The organism is Streptomyces sp. 7R007 (genome assembly GCF_054850255.1).
In genome coordinates, this window is record NZ_JBTWMV010000003.1 from 342,955 (window position 1) to 356,433 (window position 13,479).

General features: G+C 74.2%; 14 protein-coding genes. 3 read left to right on the forward strand and 11 right to left on the reverse strand.

Annotated elements, in window-relative coordinates:
- Positions 1-15: 15 nt before the first annotated feature.
- Positions 16-1,350: an endo-1,4-beta-xylanase gene (locus ACYF6T_RS06570; RefSeq protein ID WP_461694144.1), complete on the reverse strand. Its 1,335-nt coding sequence runs from the start codon at positions 1,348-1,350 to the stop codon at positions 16-18.
- An 82-nt stretch (positions 1,351-1,432) separates the two neighbouring features.
- On the reverse strand, positions 1,433-2,500 hold the full coding sequence (locus ACYF6T_RS06575) for a LacI family DNA-binding transcriptional regulator (protein ID WP_461694145.1): 1,068 nt from the start codon (positions 2,498-2,500) through the stop codon (positions 1,433-1,435).
- Between the two features lie 142 nt (positions 2,501-2,642).
- On the opposite strand from ACYF6T_RS06575, the gene ACYF6T_RS06580 reads away from it, so the two are divergent.
- Both ACYF6T_RS06580 and ACYF6T_RS06585 read left to right on the forward strand, forming a co-directional pair.
- Complete coding sequence (locus ACYF6T_RS06580) at positions 2,643-4,946, forward strand: beta-xylosidase/alpha-l-arabinosidase (RefSeq protein WP_461694147.1); 2,304 nt, start codon at positions 2,643-2,645, stop codon at positions 4,944-4,946.
- A 38-nt stretch (positions 4,947-4,984) separates the two neighbouring features.
- Positions 4,985-5,494: a hypothetical protein gene (locus ACYF6T_RS06585; protein WP_461694149.1), complete on the forward strand. Its 510-nt coding sequence runs from the start codon at positions 4,985-4,987 to the stop codon at positions 5,492-5,494.
- On the opposite strand, the gene ACYF6T_RS06590 is transcribed toward ACYF6T_RS06585, so the two are convergent.
- Genes ACYF6T_RS06590 through tsaB form a run of 4 tightly spaced genes read right to left on the reverse strand, consistent with a single transcriptional unit; the run spans position 5,445 to position 7,945 of the window.
- Positions 5,445-5,702 carry a hypothetical protein gene (locus ACYF6T_RS06590; RefSeq protein ID WP_461694150.1) on the reverse strand — a complete coding sequence of 86 codons (258 nt, stop codon included), beginning with the start codon at positions 5,700-5,702 and terminating at the stop codon, positions 5,445-5,447. The genes ACYF6T_RS06585 and ACYF6T_RS06590 overlap by 50 nt on opposite strands.
- Complete coding sequence (gene tsaD / locus ACYF6T_RS06595; RefSeq protein WP_461694151.1) at positions 5,699-6,784, reverse strand: tRNA (adenosine(37)-N6)-threonylcarbamoyltransferase complex transferase subunit TsaD; 1,086 nt, start codon at positions 6,782-6,784, stop codon at positions 5,699-5,701. The genes ACYF6T_RS06590 and tsaD overlap by 4 nt, the downstream gene beginning before the upstream one ends.
- Entirely contained in the window at positions 6,777-7,292 is a 516-nt protein-coding gene (gene rimI, locus ACYF6T_RS06600; RefSeq protein WP_461694152.1) for a ribosomal protein S18-alanine N-acetyltransferase, read from the reverse strand. Before rimI ends, tsaD begins: the two co-directional genes overlap by 8 nt.
- Complete coding sequence (gene tsaB, locus ACYF6T_RS06605; protein WP_461694153.1) at positions 7,289-7,945, reverse strand: tRNA (adenosine(37)-N6)-threonylcarbamoyltransferase complex dimerization subunit type 1 TsaB; 657 nt, start codon at positions 7,943-7,945, stop codon at positions 7,289-7,291. Before tsaB ends, rimI begins: the two co-directional genes overlap by 4 nt.
- Before the next feature lie 685 nt (positions 7,946-8,630).
- On the opposite strand from tsaB, the gene ACYF6T_RS06610 reads away from it, so the two are divergent.
- The gene (locus ACYF6T_RS06610) at positions 8,631-9,185 is read left to right on the forward strand and encodes a hypothetical protein (protein WP_461694154.1); all 555 of its coding nucleotides are present in this window, start codon (positions 8,631-8,633) and stop codon (positions 9,183-9,185) included.
- Positions 9,186-9,203: 18 nt separating this feature from the next.
- On the opposite strand, the gene ACYF6T_RS06615 is transcribed toward ACYF6T_RS06610, so the two are convergent.
- From ACYF6T_RS06615 to ACYF6T_RS06635, 5 genes are all read right to left on the reverse strand, one after another.
- Positions 9,204-9,371 (reverse strand): hypothetical protein, encoded by a 168-nt coding sequence (locus tag ACYF6T_RS06615; RefSeq protein ID WP_461694155.1) that lies wholly within the window; start codon positions 9,369-9,371, stop codon positions 9,204-9,206.
- A 119-nt stretch (positions 9,372-9,490) separates the two neighbouring features.
- On the reverse strand, positions 9,491-10,003 hold the full coding sequence (tsaE, locus tag ACYF6T_RS06620; RefSeq protein WP_461694157.1) for a tRNA (adenosine(37)-N6)-threonylcarbamoyltransferase complex ATPase subunit type 1 TsaE: 513 nt from the start codon (positions 10,001-10,003) through the stop codon (positions 9,491-9,493).
- Positions 9,969-11,210, reverse strand: coding sequence for an alpha/beta fold hydrolase (locus tag ACYF6T_RS06625; protein WP_461694159.1), 1,242 nt, complete (start codon positions 11,208-11,210; stop codon positions 9,969-9,971). The genes tsaE and ACYF6T_RS06625 overlap by 35 nt, the downstream gene beginning before the upstream one ends.
- Positions 11,211-11,315: 105 nt before the next feature.
- Positions 11,316-12,506, reverse strand: a complete 1,191-nt coding sequence (gene alr / locus ACYF6T_RS06630) for an alanine racemase (RefSeq protein WP_461694160.1) — start codon at positions 12,504-12,506, stop codon at positions 11,316-11,318.
- 44 nt (positions 12,507-12,550) lie between these two features.
- Positions 12,551-13,450, reverse strand: a complete 900-nt coding sequence (locus ACYF6T_RS06635) for a L,D-transpeptidase family protein (protein WP_461694161.1) — start codon at positions 13,448-13,450, stop codon at positions 12,551-12,553.
- Positions 13,451-13,479: the final 29 nt, after the last annotated feature.

Genomic DNA, 13,479 nt, shown 5'->3' on the forward strand with positions numbered 1-13,479 from the left:
CCCCGGCGGACGCCGTCAGCTCAGCGTCACCGTCGGCACCGGATTGCTGCCGCTCCACGTCCCGTTGAACCCGAAGCTCACCGAACCGCCGGCCGGCACCGTCCCGTTGTACGAGGCGTTCGTGCACGTCACCGCCGTACCGGACTGACTGCACGTGGCGTTCCAGGCCTGGCTGATCTGCTGGCCCGCGCCGAACGTCCAGCTCGCCTTCCACGACGACAGCGCGGTCCCCGAGCAGGCGATGGTCACGTTGCCCGTGAACCCGGTGTTCCACTGGTTCGCCACGCTGTACGTCGCCGTGCAGCCCTGCGTCGACTGGGTGCCGCCGAACGCCTGCGCGATGGCGTAGTAGGCCGGTTTCGGCGCGTAGTTCTCGTCGTACGGCGTCGCCGCCCCGTACCCCGGGAACGTGCTCGGCACCCAGGAGTCGGAGTCGGCGAAGCCCCACACGGTGACGCCGGCGCAGCGGGTGACGGCCACGCAGGCGGAGACGACCGCCTTGTAGTCGGCGGCCTGCTGGGCGAGCTTGGTGCTGTCCGACGGGAGCGCCATGCGCACGTCCAGCTCGGTGATCGCCACGTCGACGCCGAGGTCGGCGAAGCGCTGGATGTTCTGCTGGAGGGTGGACGGGACCTGGCCGAGGACGAGGTGGGCCTGGAGGCCGACCCCGTCGATCGGCACGCCCCGGCTCCTGAGGTCCTTGACCAGGTTGTACAGGGCGGTGCTCTTGGCGTTGACGCCCTCCACGTTGTAGTCGTTGATGTACAGCTTGGCGGCCGGGTCGGCGGCGTGCGCCCAGGTCAGGGCGTTGGCGATGTAGTCGGCGCCAAGGTTGTCGTACCAGAGGTCGGAGCGGTAGGTGCCGTCCTCGTTGAAGGGCTCGTTGACGACGTCCCAGGCGGTGATCTCGCCCTTGTAGCGGCCGACCTCGGTGGTGATGTGGTTCTGCAGGAGGCTGCTGAGCTGGGCCGCGGTCCAGGTGCCGCTCGTCAGCCAGTTCGGCAGCTGGTTGTGCCAGACCAGGGTGTGGCCGCGCACCTGCTGGTCGTGGGCCTGCGCGAAGGCCACGATCTGGTCGGCCTCGCTCCAGTCGAAGCCGCCCCGGGTCGGCTCGACCGTGCCCCACTTCATGGCGTTGCCGGGGGTGAGCGAGTCGAACTGCGCCCCGGCGATGTCGCCGTAGGTGCCGGTGAGCTTGGAGCCGGTGACCGCCGTGCCGATGACCTTGCCCTTCGCGGCGGCGAGATCGCGCAGGGGCGTGTCGACGGCGTGCGCGGCCGGCGCCGACAGCAGCAGCGCGAGGCCGGTCAGGAGCGAGGCCAGGGACAAGCCGGTTCTCAGAGATCTCATTGCGGGTGCCTCCGAAAGTTTCGGTTGTGCAACCGATTGGCTTCGGAGGAGTGTGGGGGCGGCCCCCTCACCCGTCAATACGTCACCTTCCGGCCACAGGCGCCCCGGTACTGGCCCGCACCACCAGACTCGTCGCCAGCTCGACCCTGGTCGCCGTGGGCCCCTCCTCGGCGCGCCCGAGCTCCAGCACCAGCTTGGCGGCGGCCTCGGCCATCTCCATCAGCGGCTGCCGTACGGTCGTCAGCGGCGGCCCCACCCAGCGGGCGACCGGCAGATCGTCGAAGCCGACCACGCTGAGGTCCTCCGGGATGCGCAGCCCGAGCTCGCGCGCCGCCTCGTACAGGCCGAGCGCCTGAAGGTCGTTGAGGGCGAAGACGGCGGTGGGCCGGTCCGGGCGGCGCAGCAGGTGCAGGCCCTGCCGGTAGCCGGCCTCGTGGTGGAAGTCGCCGGTGACGATCAGGTCCGGGTCGACGGGCAGCCCGGCGGTCTCCAGGGCGGCCCGGTAGCCGTCGACGCGGGCCCGGCTGCACATCATCCGCGAGGGCCCGGTGATGGCGCCGATGCGGGTGTGGCCGAGCTCGACGAGGTGCCGGGTGGCGGCGAGCCCGCCCTGCCAGTTGGTGGCGCCGATGGAGGGCACGTCGACGCCCGGGTCGCCCGCCGGGTCCATCACCACGAACGGGATGGAGCGGCTGGTCAGCAGGGCGCGCTGGGACTCGTCGAGGCCGGACAGGACGAGGATGACGCCGTGCGGGCGGCGGGCGGCGACCTGGTCGGCCCAGGTCCGCCCCGGGGTCAGCCGTCCGGCGCTCTCGCTGAGCACGACGCTGAGGCCGGCGTCCCGGGCGACGTCCTCCACGCCCCGGATGACCTCCATCGCCCAGGCGCTCTCCAGTTCGTGGAAGACCAGGTCGATCAGCGGCGAGCGGCTTGCCTCGGCCCGGCGGCGCCGGTAGCCGTGCGCGCGCAGCAGCTCCTCCACGCGGCTGCGGGTGGCGGGGGCCACGTCCGCGCGGCCGTTGAGGACCTTCGAAACAGTCGGCGCGGACACGCCGGCCTCACGGGCGATCTCGGCGAGGGTCGCGGTCTGGGCGGACCGGCCTGTCGTCGTGGCTGTCGCCCGGGTTTCCACGGGCTCCGGGGGTGTCATGGCGGCGATCGTATCCCTGCACCCCCTCTTGACGAACCCCTCTCTCCGGCTTAGGTTCCCGGAACATTCGAGGTAAACAACGAAACATTCGCGATCCATACCGTGAGAGGGCTCGTCCCGACTCGACAAGAGCAGGAGTTTCATGACCACCGCTCCCTGGCGTGACCCCGCCCTGCCCGCCGCCGCCCGCGTCGACGACCTCCTCTCCCGGATGACCCTGGAAGAGAAGACCGCCCAGCTCTACGGCGTGTGGGTGGGCGCCGCCACGGACGGCGACGGAGTCGCCCCCCTGCAGTCCGAGATGACCGCCGGCCACGACTGGGACGAGCTGATCCCGCACGGCCTCGGCCAGCTCACCCGCTCCTACGGCACCGCCCCGGTGGACCCGGCGCTGGGCGCGCAGGCACTGGCGCGCGCCCAGCGCCGTATCACCGAGGCCGGCCGGTTCGGCATCCCGGCCGTCGCCCACGAGGAGTGCCTGGCCGGCTTCACGGCCTGGGGCGCCACCGCCTATCCGGTCCCCCTGGCCTGGGGGGCGAGCTTCGACCCGCCGCTGGTCGAGGAGATGGCCCGGGCCATCGGCCGCGACCTGCACGCGGCCGGCGTCCACCAGGGACTCGCCCCGGTCCTGGACGTCGTCCGCGATCCGCGCTGGGGCCGGGTCGAGGAGACCATCGGCGAGGACCCGTACCTGGTCGGCACGATCGGCACCGCGTACGTGCGGGGCCTGGAGTCGGCCGGGGTGGTCGCCACCCTCAAGCACTTCGCCGGGTACGCCTCCTCGGCCGGCGCCCGCAACCTCGCGCCCGTGCGGGCGGGCGTGCGGGAGTTCGCGGACATCACCCTGCCGCCCTTCGAGATGGCGCTGCGCGAGGGCGGCGCCCGCTCGGTGATGGCCGCCTACACCGACACCGACGGCATCCCGGCCTCCGCCGACCCCGGCCTGCTGACCGAACTCCTGCGCGGCCAGTGGGGGTTCACCGGCACGGTGGTCGCCGACTACTTCGGCATCGCCTTCCTGGAGAACCTGCACCGAGTCGCGGGCTCCCGCGCCGAGGCGGCGCACGCGGCCCTCCAGGCCGGCATCGACGTGGAGCTGCCGACGCTGAACTGCTACGGCAAGCCGCTGCTGGACGCGGTCCGGGCGGGCGAGGTGTCCGAGTCGCTGGTCGACCGGGCGGCCCGCCGGGTGCTGCTGCAGAAGTGCGAACTGGGCCTGCTGGACGAGGGCTGGAGCCCGGAGCCCGCCGAGCGGCTCGACCTCGACTCCCCCGCCAACCGGGCCGTCGCCCGCCGGCTCGCCGAGGAGTCGGTGGTCCTGCTGGACAACCCGGACGGTCTGCTCCCGCTCGCCCCCGACACCCGGATCGCGGTCGTCGGCCCGCGCGCCGCCGACGCCCTCGCCATGCTGGGCTGCTACTCCTTCCCCTCGCACGTGCTGCCCCGCCACCCCGAGGTGCCGATGGGCATCGACATCCCGACCGTGCTGGAGGCGTTGCGCACCGAACTGCCCGACGCCAAGGTCACGTTCGCCGAGGGCTGCGGGGTCTCCGACCCGGACACCGCCGGCTTCGAGGAGGCGGTGGCCCGCGCCGCGGAGGCGGACGTGTGCGTGGCCGTGCTGGGCGACCGGGCGGGCCTGTTCGGGCGGGGCACCTCCGGCGAGGGCTGCGACGTCACCGACCTCCAATTGCCGGGCGTGCAGGGCGATCTGCTGGACGCGCTGGTCAACACCGGCGTGCCCGTGGTGCTGGTCCTGCTCACCGGCCGCCCGTACGCGCTGGGCCGCTGGCACGGCCGGCTGGGCGCGGTCGTGCAGGCGTTCTTCCCCGGGGAGGAGGGCGGTCCGGCGGTGGCGGGAGTGCTGTCGGGCCGCGTGAACCCCTCGGGCCGGCTGCCGGTGAGCGTCCCGCGCGTGCCGGGCGGCCAGCCCTGGACCTACCTCCAGCCGCCGCTCGGCCTCGCGGGCGACGTCAGCAACCTCGACCCGACCCCGCTGTACGCCTTCGGGCACGGCCGCTCGTACACGACGTTCACCTGGACCTCGGACGCCACCGGCGCGCAGATCGGCACCGACGGCTCCTACGACCTGCCGGTGACCGTCCGCAACACCGGCGACCGGGCGGGCGCGGAGGTCGTCCAGCTGTATCTGCACGACCCGGTGGCCAGCGTCACCCGCCCGGACGTCCGGCTGATCGGCTACCGGCGCCTGGAGCTGGAGCCGGGCGAGTCCGCGCGGGTCACCTTCCGCTTCCACGCCGACCTCTCGGCCTTCACCGACCGTTCGGGGGCCCGGGTGGTGGAGCCGGGCGCGCTGGAACTACGGTTGGCCGCGTCCAGCGCGGACGTACGGCACACGGCCCGGCTGCACCTCACCGGGCCGGTGCGGGTGCTCGGCACCGACCGGCGGCTGCGCTGCGAGACGGAGGTGTCGGGCGCGGAGTGACCCGCGCCGCGCGGAGCGGGGGCGCGATGGTCAGGTACGTGCATCACGAACTGTGGGCCGTGGCGGCGGTGCTGGCCGGTGCCGCCGCCGGGGCCGTGGCCGGGGCGGGCACGGGCGAGGCCTCGGCGATCCGGGCCGGGACGGTCGCGGGGGCGGCCGTCTTCCTGCTCGCGTTCCTCGCGCTGACCGTGCTGGTGCGGGCCTCCCGGATCCGAGGGGTCGGCGTGGCGCGGGAGTTCGAGGCGGCCAGGCACCTGGGTGACGGCCACCCGCCGCCGCGCCGCAGCCGGCCCGGCCCGCGCCTCGTGCCCCTGCTGCTGTTCACGGGCCTGCTCGCGTACTTCCTCGACGACACCGGCGCCGTCATGGTCCCCCTGGTCCTGGCCCTGGACTGGCTCGGCAAGGCGGCGCTGGCCGCGCGCTGGGAACGCCGCCGGGGCCGGCGGCTGTGGCGCGACCCGCGCGGCGGGCACCCGTCGCGGCTGTGGTACTCCGCCCTCAGTCCGGGCCCACCGACTCGAACCGCCATCGGTGCACCGCCCGCATGACCAACTCCCCCGGAGGCTCCGGCAGTTCGGGCAGCTCGGCGTCGTAGGGCGCGTCCCACCAGGTGACGACGAGGACGCGGTCCTGCGGGGCGCGGAAGGTCTCGCGGCGCAACGGCCGTACGGGAAGCGCCTGCTTGCGGGCCCAGGCGAGCAGGTCCGCGCCGCGGTCCTCGGCCGCCCGCGCCTCCCACATCAGGGCGACGGTCACGAGTACAGGTTCTCCTTGCTCACCTCGTGCACGTGGTCGTGGCCGGGCACGTGCGGGTCGGTCACCGGCAGGGAGGAGTCCGCGGACAGGTCCCAGCCGGAGGGCGCGCGGTTGCGGGCCACCATCTCCGCGCCGAGCGCCGCCACCATCGCGCCGTTGTCGGTGCACAGCTTGGGCCGGGGCACCCGCAGCCGGATGCCGGCCGCCTCGCAGCGGCTCTGGGCCAGCGCGCGCAGCCGGGAGTTGGCGGCGACCCCGCCGCCGATCATCAGGTGGCCGACGCCCTCGTCCTTGCAGGCCCGTACGGCCTTGCGGGTGAGCACGTCCACGACCGCCTCCTGGAAGGAGGCCGCCACGTCGCGGACCGGGACCTCCTCGCCGGCCGCCCGCCTGGCCTCGATCCAGCGCGCCACGGCCGTCTTCAGCCCGGAGAAGGAGAAGTCGTACGCCGGGTCGCGCGGGCCGGTCAGGCCGCGCGGGAAGGCGATCGCCTCGGGGTCGCCCTCGCGCGCGTACCGGTCGATGACCGGGCCGCCCGGGAAGCCGAGGTTCAGCACGCGGGCGATCTTGTCGAAGGCCTCGCCGGCCGCGTCGTCGATGGTCGCGCCGAGGGGCCGTACGTCGGAGGTGATGTCCGTCGACAGCAGCAGGGAGGAGTGCCCGCCGGAGACCAGCAGCGCCATCGTGGGCTCGGGCAGGGCGCCGTGCTCCAGCTGGTCGACGCAGATGTGCGAGGCGAGGTGGTTGACGCCGTAGAGGGGCTTGCCGAGCGCGTAGGCGTACGCCTTGGCCGCCGAGACGCCGACCAGCAGGGCGCCGGCGAGGCCGGGCCCGGCCGTCACCGCGATGCCGTCGAGGTCGCGGGCGCTCACCCCGGCCTCCTTCAGCGCGCGCTCGATGGTCGGGACCATCGCCTCCAGGTGGGCGCGGCTCGCCACCTCCGGGACGACCCCGCCGAAGCGGGCGTGCTCGTCGACGCTGGAGGCCACGGCGTCGGCCAGCAGGGTGGTGCCGCGCACGATGCCGACGCCGGTCTCGTCGCAGGAGGTCTCGATGCCGAGGACGAGGGGTTCGTCAGCCATGGATCTCGGTTCCTTGTACGGAAGTGGAGGGGTCGGTCAGGCGCATCACCAGGGCGTCCACGTTGCCCGGCTGGTAGTAGCCGCGCCGGAACCCGATGGCCTCGAAGCCGAAGCGCTCGTACAGCTTCTGGGCGCGGATGTTGTCGATGCGGCACTCCAGCATCACCTCGGCGCACTCGAAGGCGGTGGCCGCGCGCAGGAGCTCGGTCAGCAGGCGGGCGCCGAGGCCGGTGCCCTGGTGGTCGCGGGCGACGGCGATGGTCTGGATGTCGGCGAGGTCGCCGGAGGAGGCGAGGCCGGCGTATCCGACGATCCGCGCCGGGTCCGCGGCGGTCTCGGCGACGACGTAGCGCCGGGTCGCCTCGGGCCCCCGCGCGTGGGCCAGCTCGGACCAGAACATGCCCCGGGACCAGGCGTCCTCGGGGAAGAGGTCCTTCTCCAGCTCCAGTACGGGATCGATGTCCCACCAGCGCATCTCGCGCAGTCGAGGGGTCAGCGGCGCCGTCACTTGGGGGTGACCACCTTGTAGTTCCTGGGGACCTGGGCGTCCGGGCGGCGCAGGTACAGCGGCCGGGGCGCGGGCAGCTCCTCGCCCGCCGCGAGCCGCTCGGCGGCCAGGCTCGCCAGCGCCGCCGCCGACACGTGCTCCGGCTCGTGCGCGGCCGGGAAGGTGGCGGGGTACAGCAGCGCGCCCGCGCCGACGGCCGGCAGCCCCTGGACGCGCTCGGCGATGTCGGCGGGGCGGTCGACCGCGGGGTCGGTCAGCCGGGTGCGGGAGTCGGCGTACGTCGCCCAGTAGACCTCCTTGCGCCGGGCGTCGGTGGCCACGACGAACGGGCCCCGGTCGATGTCGGCCGCGTAGGCGAGGGCGTCGAGCGTGCACACGCCGTACACGGGGACGCCGAGGGCGAGCCCGAAGGTGTCGGCGGTCATCAGGCCGACGCGCAGGCCGGTGTAGGGGCCGGGGCCGACGCCGACGGCGATGCCGGTGACGGCGTCGAGGCCGAGCCCCGCCTCGGCGAGCACACGGTCGACGGCCGGCAGCAGCAGCTCCCCGTGCCGGCGCGCGTCCACCTGACTCGACGAGGCGACGACGTCCGTCCCGTCGTGCAGGGCGACGGTCACGGCGGGGGTGGCGGTATCCAGAGCGAGCAAGAGCACGCGAACAGCCTACGGCGCGGGGGACCGTGCCGGACGATCGCGAGGTGCCGAAGCACCCTCACCGGGGACGCCGCACGAGCGCGTCCGAGCACGGGCGAAACCACGCGGACGGCTCGACGACGCGGCAGGGCTCCCACGCCTTCGGACAGCCGGGAGCGGACGGGGCATCCAACACAAGCCGCGGCGCGCACACGGTCGAGCGCGAGGAGAAACCAGGTGGACGGCTCGGCAACGCGGCCGGAGCAGGCCGGGGGGCATCCGACACAAGCCGCGGCGCGCACACGGTCGAGCGTGAGGAGAAACCAGGTGGACGGCTCGGCAACGCGGCCGGAGCAGGCCGGGGGACGTCCGACATGAGCTGCGGCGCGCACACGGTCGAGCGTGAGGAGAAACCAGGTGGACGGCTCGGCAACGCGGCCGGAGCCCCCACGCCTGTGGGCAGTGGGGAGCGGGCCGGGGGGCATCCGACACGAGCTGCGGTGCGCGCACGGTCGGGCGTGGGGTGGAACCAGGTGGGCGGCTCGGCGACGCGGCCGGGGCTCCCACGCCTTCGGACAAGCCGGGAGCGGGTGGGGGCGTCCGACACGAACCGTGGCGCGCGCTCGGTCGGTCGGGGCGGGTGCCTGGGGGCTGCTACGGTCGCCGGGACGTGGGTCGTACGACGTGATGGGTCAGGTGGACGACGGTGGCGAACGGCAGCTCCGGGTTCGTGTGCGGGCTCACCACGGCGGCCCTCGCGGCGGTCGGCTTCCTCGCCTACCAGGCCTCCGCGAGCGTCCCGGCCGGCCTCGGCACGGCGCACGCGAGCGCCTCCCCCGCGGCCGCCGCCGTCAAGGCGCCCCGCGACACGCGGAACCCCACCGCGCTGCCCGGCGGCTCCGGAACGGGTGAACGCGTCGTGTACTCGGTGGACGACGACCGCGTGTGGCTGGTCGACGCCGGCAACCGGGTGCGCCGCACCTTCGAGGTCAGCCCGGGCTCGCTGGACCCGGCACCGGGCGCCTACGCGGTCACCTCCCGCTCGAACGCCGTCACCGGCTCCGACGGCACCCCCATCGCGCACGTCGTCCGCTTCACCAGCGTGGACGGCGTCGCGGTCGGCTTCAGTACGGCGGTGGGCGGCCCGAAGGCGACGCCGGACCCGACCGCCCGCACGGGCGGCATCCGCGAGTCCCGCGAGGACGCGGACGCGATGTGGGAGTTCGCGACGATCGGCCAGAAGGTCGTGGTGATCCGCTAGCTGCGGACCCCGGTCCGCTCAGGCGGCCTCGGGGCGCTCGGTGAGTCCGGGATCCGGTACGCGCGGGGGCGTGGAGATGGCGTTGGCGGCGGCGCAGGACGCCAGCAGCTCGCGCATGGGCACCGCGGACACCACGCGCGGCGACGCCTCGTCCCGTTCCGTGGCCGGTCGTTCCGTGGCCGACATGGACGCCTCCTGAAAGCCGGGGGCGGACGTGGTTAGGTAGACCTAACCACTGACTGGATACCATGTGACCACGGACAAGGCCCCGAACGCAACGTCTTGCCGACGCGATGTCGGCACGTTCACGCCGTCAGCGCGCCGAGGTCGGCGCTCGTCCAGCGCCCGCCCACCCCGGTGACCGTCACGTGCCGCACCTCGTCCGCGGTGTCCCCCACCGCGCGGTGGATCAGCAGGTGCAGCCGGTCCTCGGTCAGCTCCTCGACCTTGCCCTCGCCCCACTCCACGACGACCACCGAGTCCGGCAGCGACACGTCGAGGTCGAGGTCCTCCATCTCGTCGAGCCCGCCGCCCAGCCGGTAGGCGTCGACGTGCACCAGCGGCGGCCCGTCGCCGAGCGACGGGTGCACGCGGGCGATCACGAACGTCGGCGAGGTGACCGCCCCGCGCACGCCCAGCCCCTCGCCGAGCCCGCGCGTCAGCGTCGTCTTGCCCGCGCCCAGCTCGCCGGTCAGCATCACCAGGTCACCGGCGCGCAGCAGCTTGGCCAGCCTGCGGCCCAGCTCCCGCATCTGCTCGGGGGAGGTGACGGTCAGCTCGGTCTCAGCCGGGTTGCGCGGTGCTGCTGGTGCTTCCATAGCCACCCACGGTAGCCCCTGCGGGTACGGCACCCGCCCGGGTGAGCAGGTCGGCGAGCCGGTCGGTGACCACTTCCGGGTGCTCCAGCATGACCAGGTGCCCGGCGTCCGGCACGAGCACCAGTTCGGCCTCCGGCAGCAGGTCGGCGATGGCCTCGCTGTGCTCACTGGGGGTGACCATGTCCTGCACGCCGGCCAGCACCAGGACCGGCTTGTCGGCGAAGTGGGCGAGCGCCTCGGTCTTGTCGTGGTCGTCGAACGCCGGGTAGTACTCGGCGACCACGTCGATCGGCGTGCCCTCGATCATCCGCTCGGCGAACCGCACGATCGCCGGGTCGACGTCCCGGGAGGCGAACGAGTACCGCTTGATGATCCCGGCGAACAGGTCCGCGGTCGCCCGGCGCCCCTTCTCCACCAGCTCGGCCCGCTGCCCCAGCGCCTTCAGCACCCCCGGCAGCACCCGCCGCACCGCGTTGACACCGGCCACCGGCAGCCCGAAGTTGACCTCGCCGAGCCGCCCGGACGACGTGCCCACCAGCGCTACCGCCACCACCCGGTCCCGGATCAGCTCGGGGAACTGGTCGGCGAGCGCCATCACGGTCATCCCGCCCATGGAGTGCCCGACCAGCACGATCGGCCCGCTGGGCACGGCCGCGTCGATGACGGCCTTCAGGTCCCGCCCCAGCTGCTCGATGTCGACCGGCACCCCGTCCTGCACCTGCCGCACGCCCCGCCCGGAGCGCCCGTGGCTGCGCTGGTCCCAGTGCACCGTGCGCACCACGCCCCGCAGGGCCGCGCGCTGGAAGTGCCAGGAGTCCTGGCTGAGGCAGTAGCCGTGGCTGAAGACGACGGTGACGGGAGCGGGCGCCTTGCGGCCGAACAGGCGCCGCCGGCGCGGGCCGAGCGCGGGCACCGCGTCCGGGTCGACGTCGTCGACTTCGTAGTACAGCTCGGTGCCGTCGTCGGCGTACGCCTTGCCGGGCGTGCCGCGCAGCGCGCCGTACGGTCCCGCCGAGTCGAGCGCGAGCCGCGCCTTCCTCCGCATCCCCCGGCCCACGGTGAGCCGCTCGATGGCCACGCCGGCCGCGGCCCCGGCGGCGACCACGCCTATCGCGGCGCCGGCGATACCGGTCGCCCGGCGCCAGCTCCCGGCCGCCCCCGTGGCGGAGGCGACGGCCAGGGCGGCCTCCGCACTGCTCTCGCTCACGTACCGCTCCTCTTCGCCGGACTGATCTTCGCTGGGTCGGGTGATGCAGGTGTTGCCGGAAGGACTGCTGGTGTAACGGGCCTGTGCGGGACGCATCCCGTGCGGTTACCCCGCTTCCGCCCCGACCTGTTCGTCTTGTTCCCCGTTCACATAGACGCGGGGGACGCGCGTTCCGATGCGTGTGACGATCTCGTACGCGATGGTGCCGGCCGCCTGCGCCCAGTCCTCGGCGGTCGGCTCGCCGCGGTCGCCGGGGCCGAAGAGCACCGCCTCGGCGCCGGCCTCGGGTTCGTCGCCCCCGAGGTCGACGACGAACTGGTCCATCGCGACCCGGCCCGCCACGGTCCGCCACTTGCCGCCGACCAGGACCGGGCCGGTGCCGGAGGCGTGCCGCGGGATGCCGTCGGCGTACCCGACGGGCACGAGGCCGAGGGTGGTCTCGCCCGGGGTGACGTAGTGATGCCCGTAACTGACGCCGTGACCCCCCGGAACGTGCTTCACCAGCGCGACGGACGCCGACAGCGTCATCACCGGGCGCAGCCCGAAGTCGGCCGGGGTGCCGATCTCGGGGCTCGGCGAGACGCCGTAGAGGGCGATGCCCGTGCGGACGAGGTCGAAGTGGGACTCGGGGAGGGTGAGCGTGGCCGGCGAGTTGGCGATGTGCCGGACCTCGGGGCGCACGCCCTGTCCCTCGGCGTACGCGAGCATCTCCCGGAAGCGGGTGAGCTGGGCCTGGATGGAGGGGTGGCCGGGTTCGTCGGCGCACGCGAAGTGGGACCACAGGCCGGTGACCCGCAGCAGCCCCTCGGACTCCGCTCGCAGGGCCGCGGCGACCAGGCCGGCCCAGTCGTCACCGGGCTGGCAGCCGTTGCGCCCGAGCCCGGTGTCGGCCTTGAGCTGCACGCGCGCGGGCACGCCGGCCGCGCGGGCGGCCCCGACGACCTCCTCCAGGGCCCACATCCCGCTCACCGACACGTCGATGCCGGCCTCGATCGCCTCCCGCCAGGGCCCGCCCGGGGTCCACAGCCAGCACAGCATGCGCCCGGACAGCCCGGCCGCGCGCAGGGCGAGGGCCTCCTCGGGCGTGGCGGTGCCCAGCCAGTCGGCGCCCGCCGCGACGGCCGCGCGGGCGCACGGCACGGCTCCGTGGCCGTACGCGTCGGACTTCACGACGGCCATGAGGGCGGCCCCCGGCGCGTGCGCGCGCAGGGCCCGCACGTTGGCCCGCAGGGCCGCCAGGTCGATCTCGGCGCGGGCTCGCAGGGGCGCGGTCGGGGCGGTGGCTGTGTCAGTCATGGCGCCCCCAGTGTCTCAGAGGGGTCCGACAGGGCCCCCGGCGGTCACGCGCCGGGCCGCCGCCCCCACACGTACACGTGGTCGCCCTTCTTCAGGACGCCCCACAGGGTGCGGGCGTCGCCGAGCCGCAGGTTGACGCAGCCCCAGGAGCCGACGGTGGTGTAGATGCTGCCGTAGACGGCGTGGAAGGCCTGGCCGCCGTCGAAGAACTGGGCGTAGGGCATGGGCGAGTTGTAGAGGGTGGACCAGTGGTTCTTGTGCCGCCAGTAGATCGTGTGCCAGCCGGCCCGGGTCCGGTGCCCGGCGCGCCCGCTCCGCATGGGCACGGGTCCGAAGACGACCTTCTTCCCCTTCTGCACCCAGGTCAGCTCGCGGTTGAGGTCCACACAGGCGACCCGGTAGGTGCGCACCGGGCACTTCCCTGCCGCGTTCGGGTTCTTCCTCGCCCCGATGAGCTGCATGGTGGCCCAGGTGACGGGTCCGGCGAACCCGATCGCGGGCTTGATCTTGTGGTCGGCCTGGAACGTCCGGATGGCCCGGCAGTCGGCGGCGGACTGCCGGCCGTCCACCTTCAGCTTCAGCCACCGCTCGACCTGCCGCTGGTAGGGCCCGGTCTGCTTGCTGCACGTCACCTTCGCGACCGCGTCGCCGAGGGGGACGTACTCGACGAGGTCGTACGTCCCCGCCGCCGCGGCCCGCGGCTCGACGGCGTCCTCCGCCGCGCTGGGCGTGTACACCTTCGGCGCGAGCACCTGGTCGGGCGTGTCGATCTGCCACGGCTGGGCGGGCCCGGGCGCGACCCCGGGAACCAGCTCGGCCTCGGGCCCGGGCGCGGGGGGCGCGGGCTGGGCCGCCCAGGCGTCGGCGGCGGGGAGGGCGGTGGCGGCGGCGAGGAGGACGGCGGCGCCCCGGGAAGCCATACAAGCGATACGTCTGCTGATCATGCGATCAGAGAAACGCGGGGCGCGGGGGG

What these genes read in the sequence shown, in the direction of transcription:
- tsaE (WP_461694157.1), bottom strand. Translation starts at nt 10,003, where the DNA reads ATGGAAGCACCAGCAGCACCGCGCAACCCGGCTGAGACCGAGCTGACC.
- tsaD (WP_461694151.1), bottom strand. Translation starts at nt 6,784, where the DNA reads ATGGCTGACGAACCCCTCGTCCTCGGCATCGAGACCTCCTGCGACGAG.
- ACYF6T_RS06615 (WP_461694155.1), bottom strand. Translation starts at nt 9,371, where the DNA reads ATGTCGGCCACGGAACGACCGGCCACGGAACGGGACGAGGCGTCGCCG.
- alr (WP_461694160.1), bottom strand. Translation starts at nt 12,506, where the DNA reads ATGACTGACACAGCCACCGCCCCGACCGCGCCCCTGCGAGCCCGCGCC.
- ACYF6T_RS06575 (WP_461694145.1), bottom strand. Translation starts at nt 2,500, where the DNA reads ATGACACCCCCGGAGCCCGTGGAAACCCGGGCGACAGCCACGACGACA.
- ACYF6T_RS06580 (WP_461694147.1), top strand. Translation starts at nt 2,643, where the DNA reads ATGACCACCGCTCCCTGGCGTGACCCCGCCCTGCCCGCCGCCGCCCGC.
- ACYF6T_RS06570 (WP_461694144.1), bottom strand. Translation starts at nt 1,350, where the DNA reads ATGAGATCTCTGAGAACCGGCTTGTCCCTGGCCTCGCTCCTGACCGGC.
- ACYF6T_RS06635 (WP_461694161.1), bottom strand. Translation starts at nt 13,450, where the DNA reads ATGATCAGCAGACGTATCGCTTGTATGGCTTCCCGGGGCGCCGCCGTC.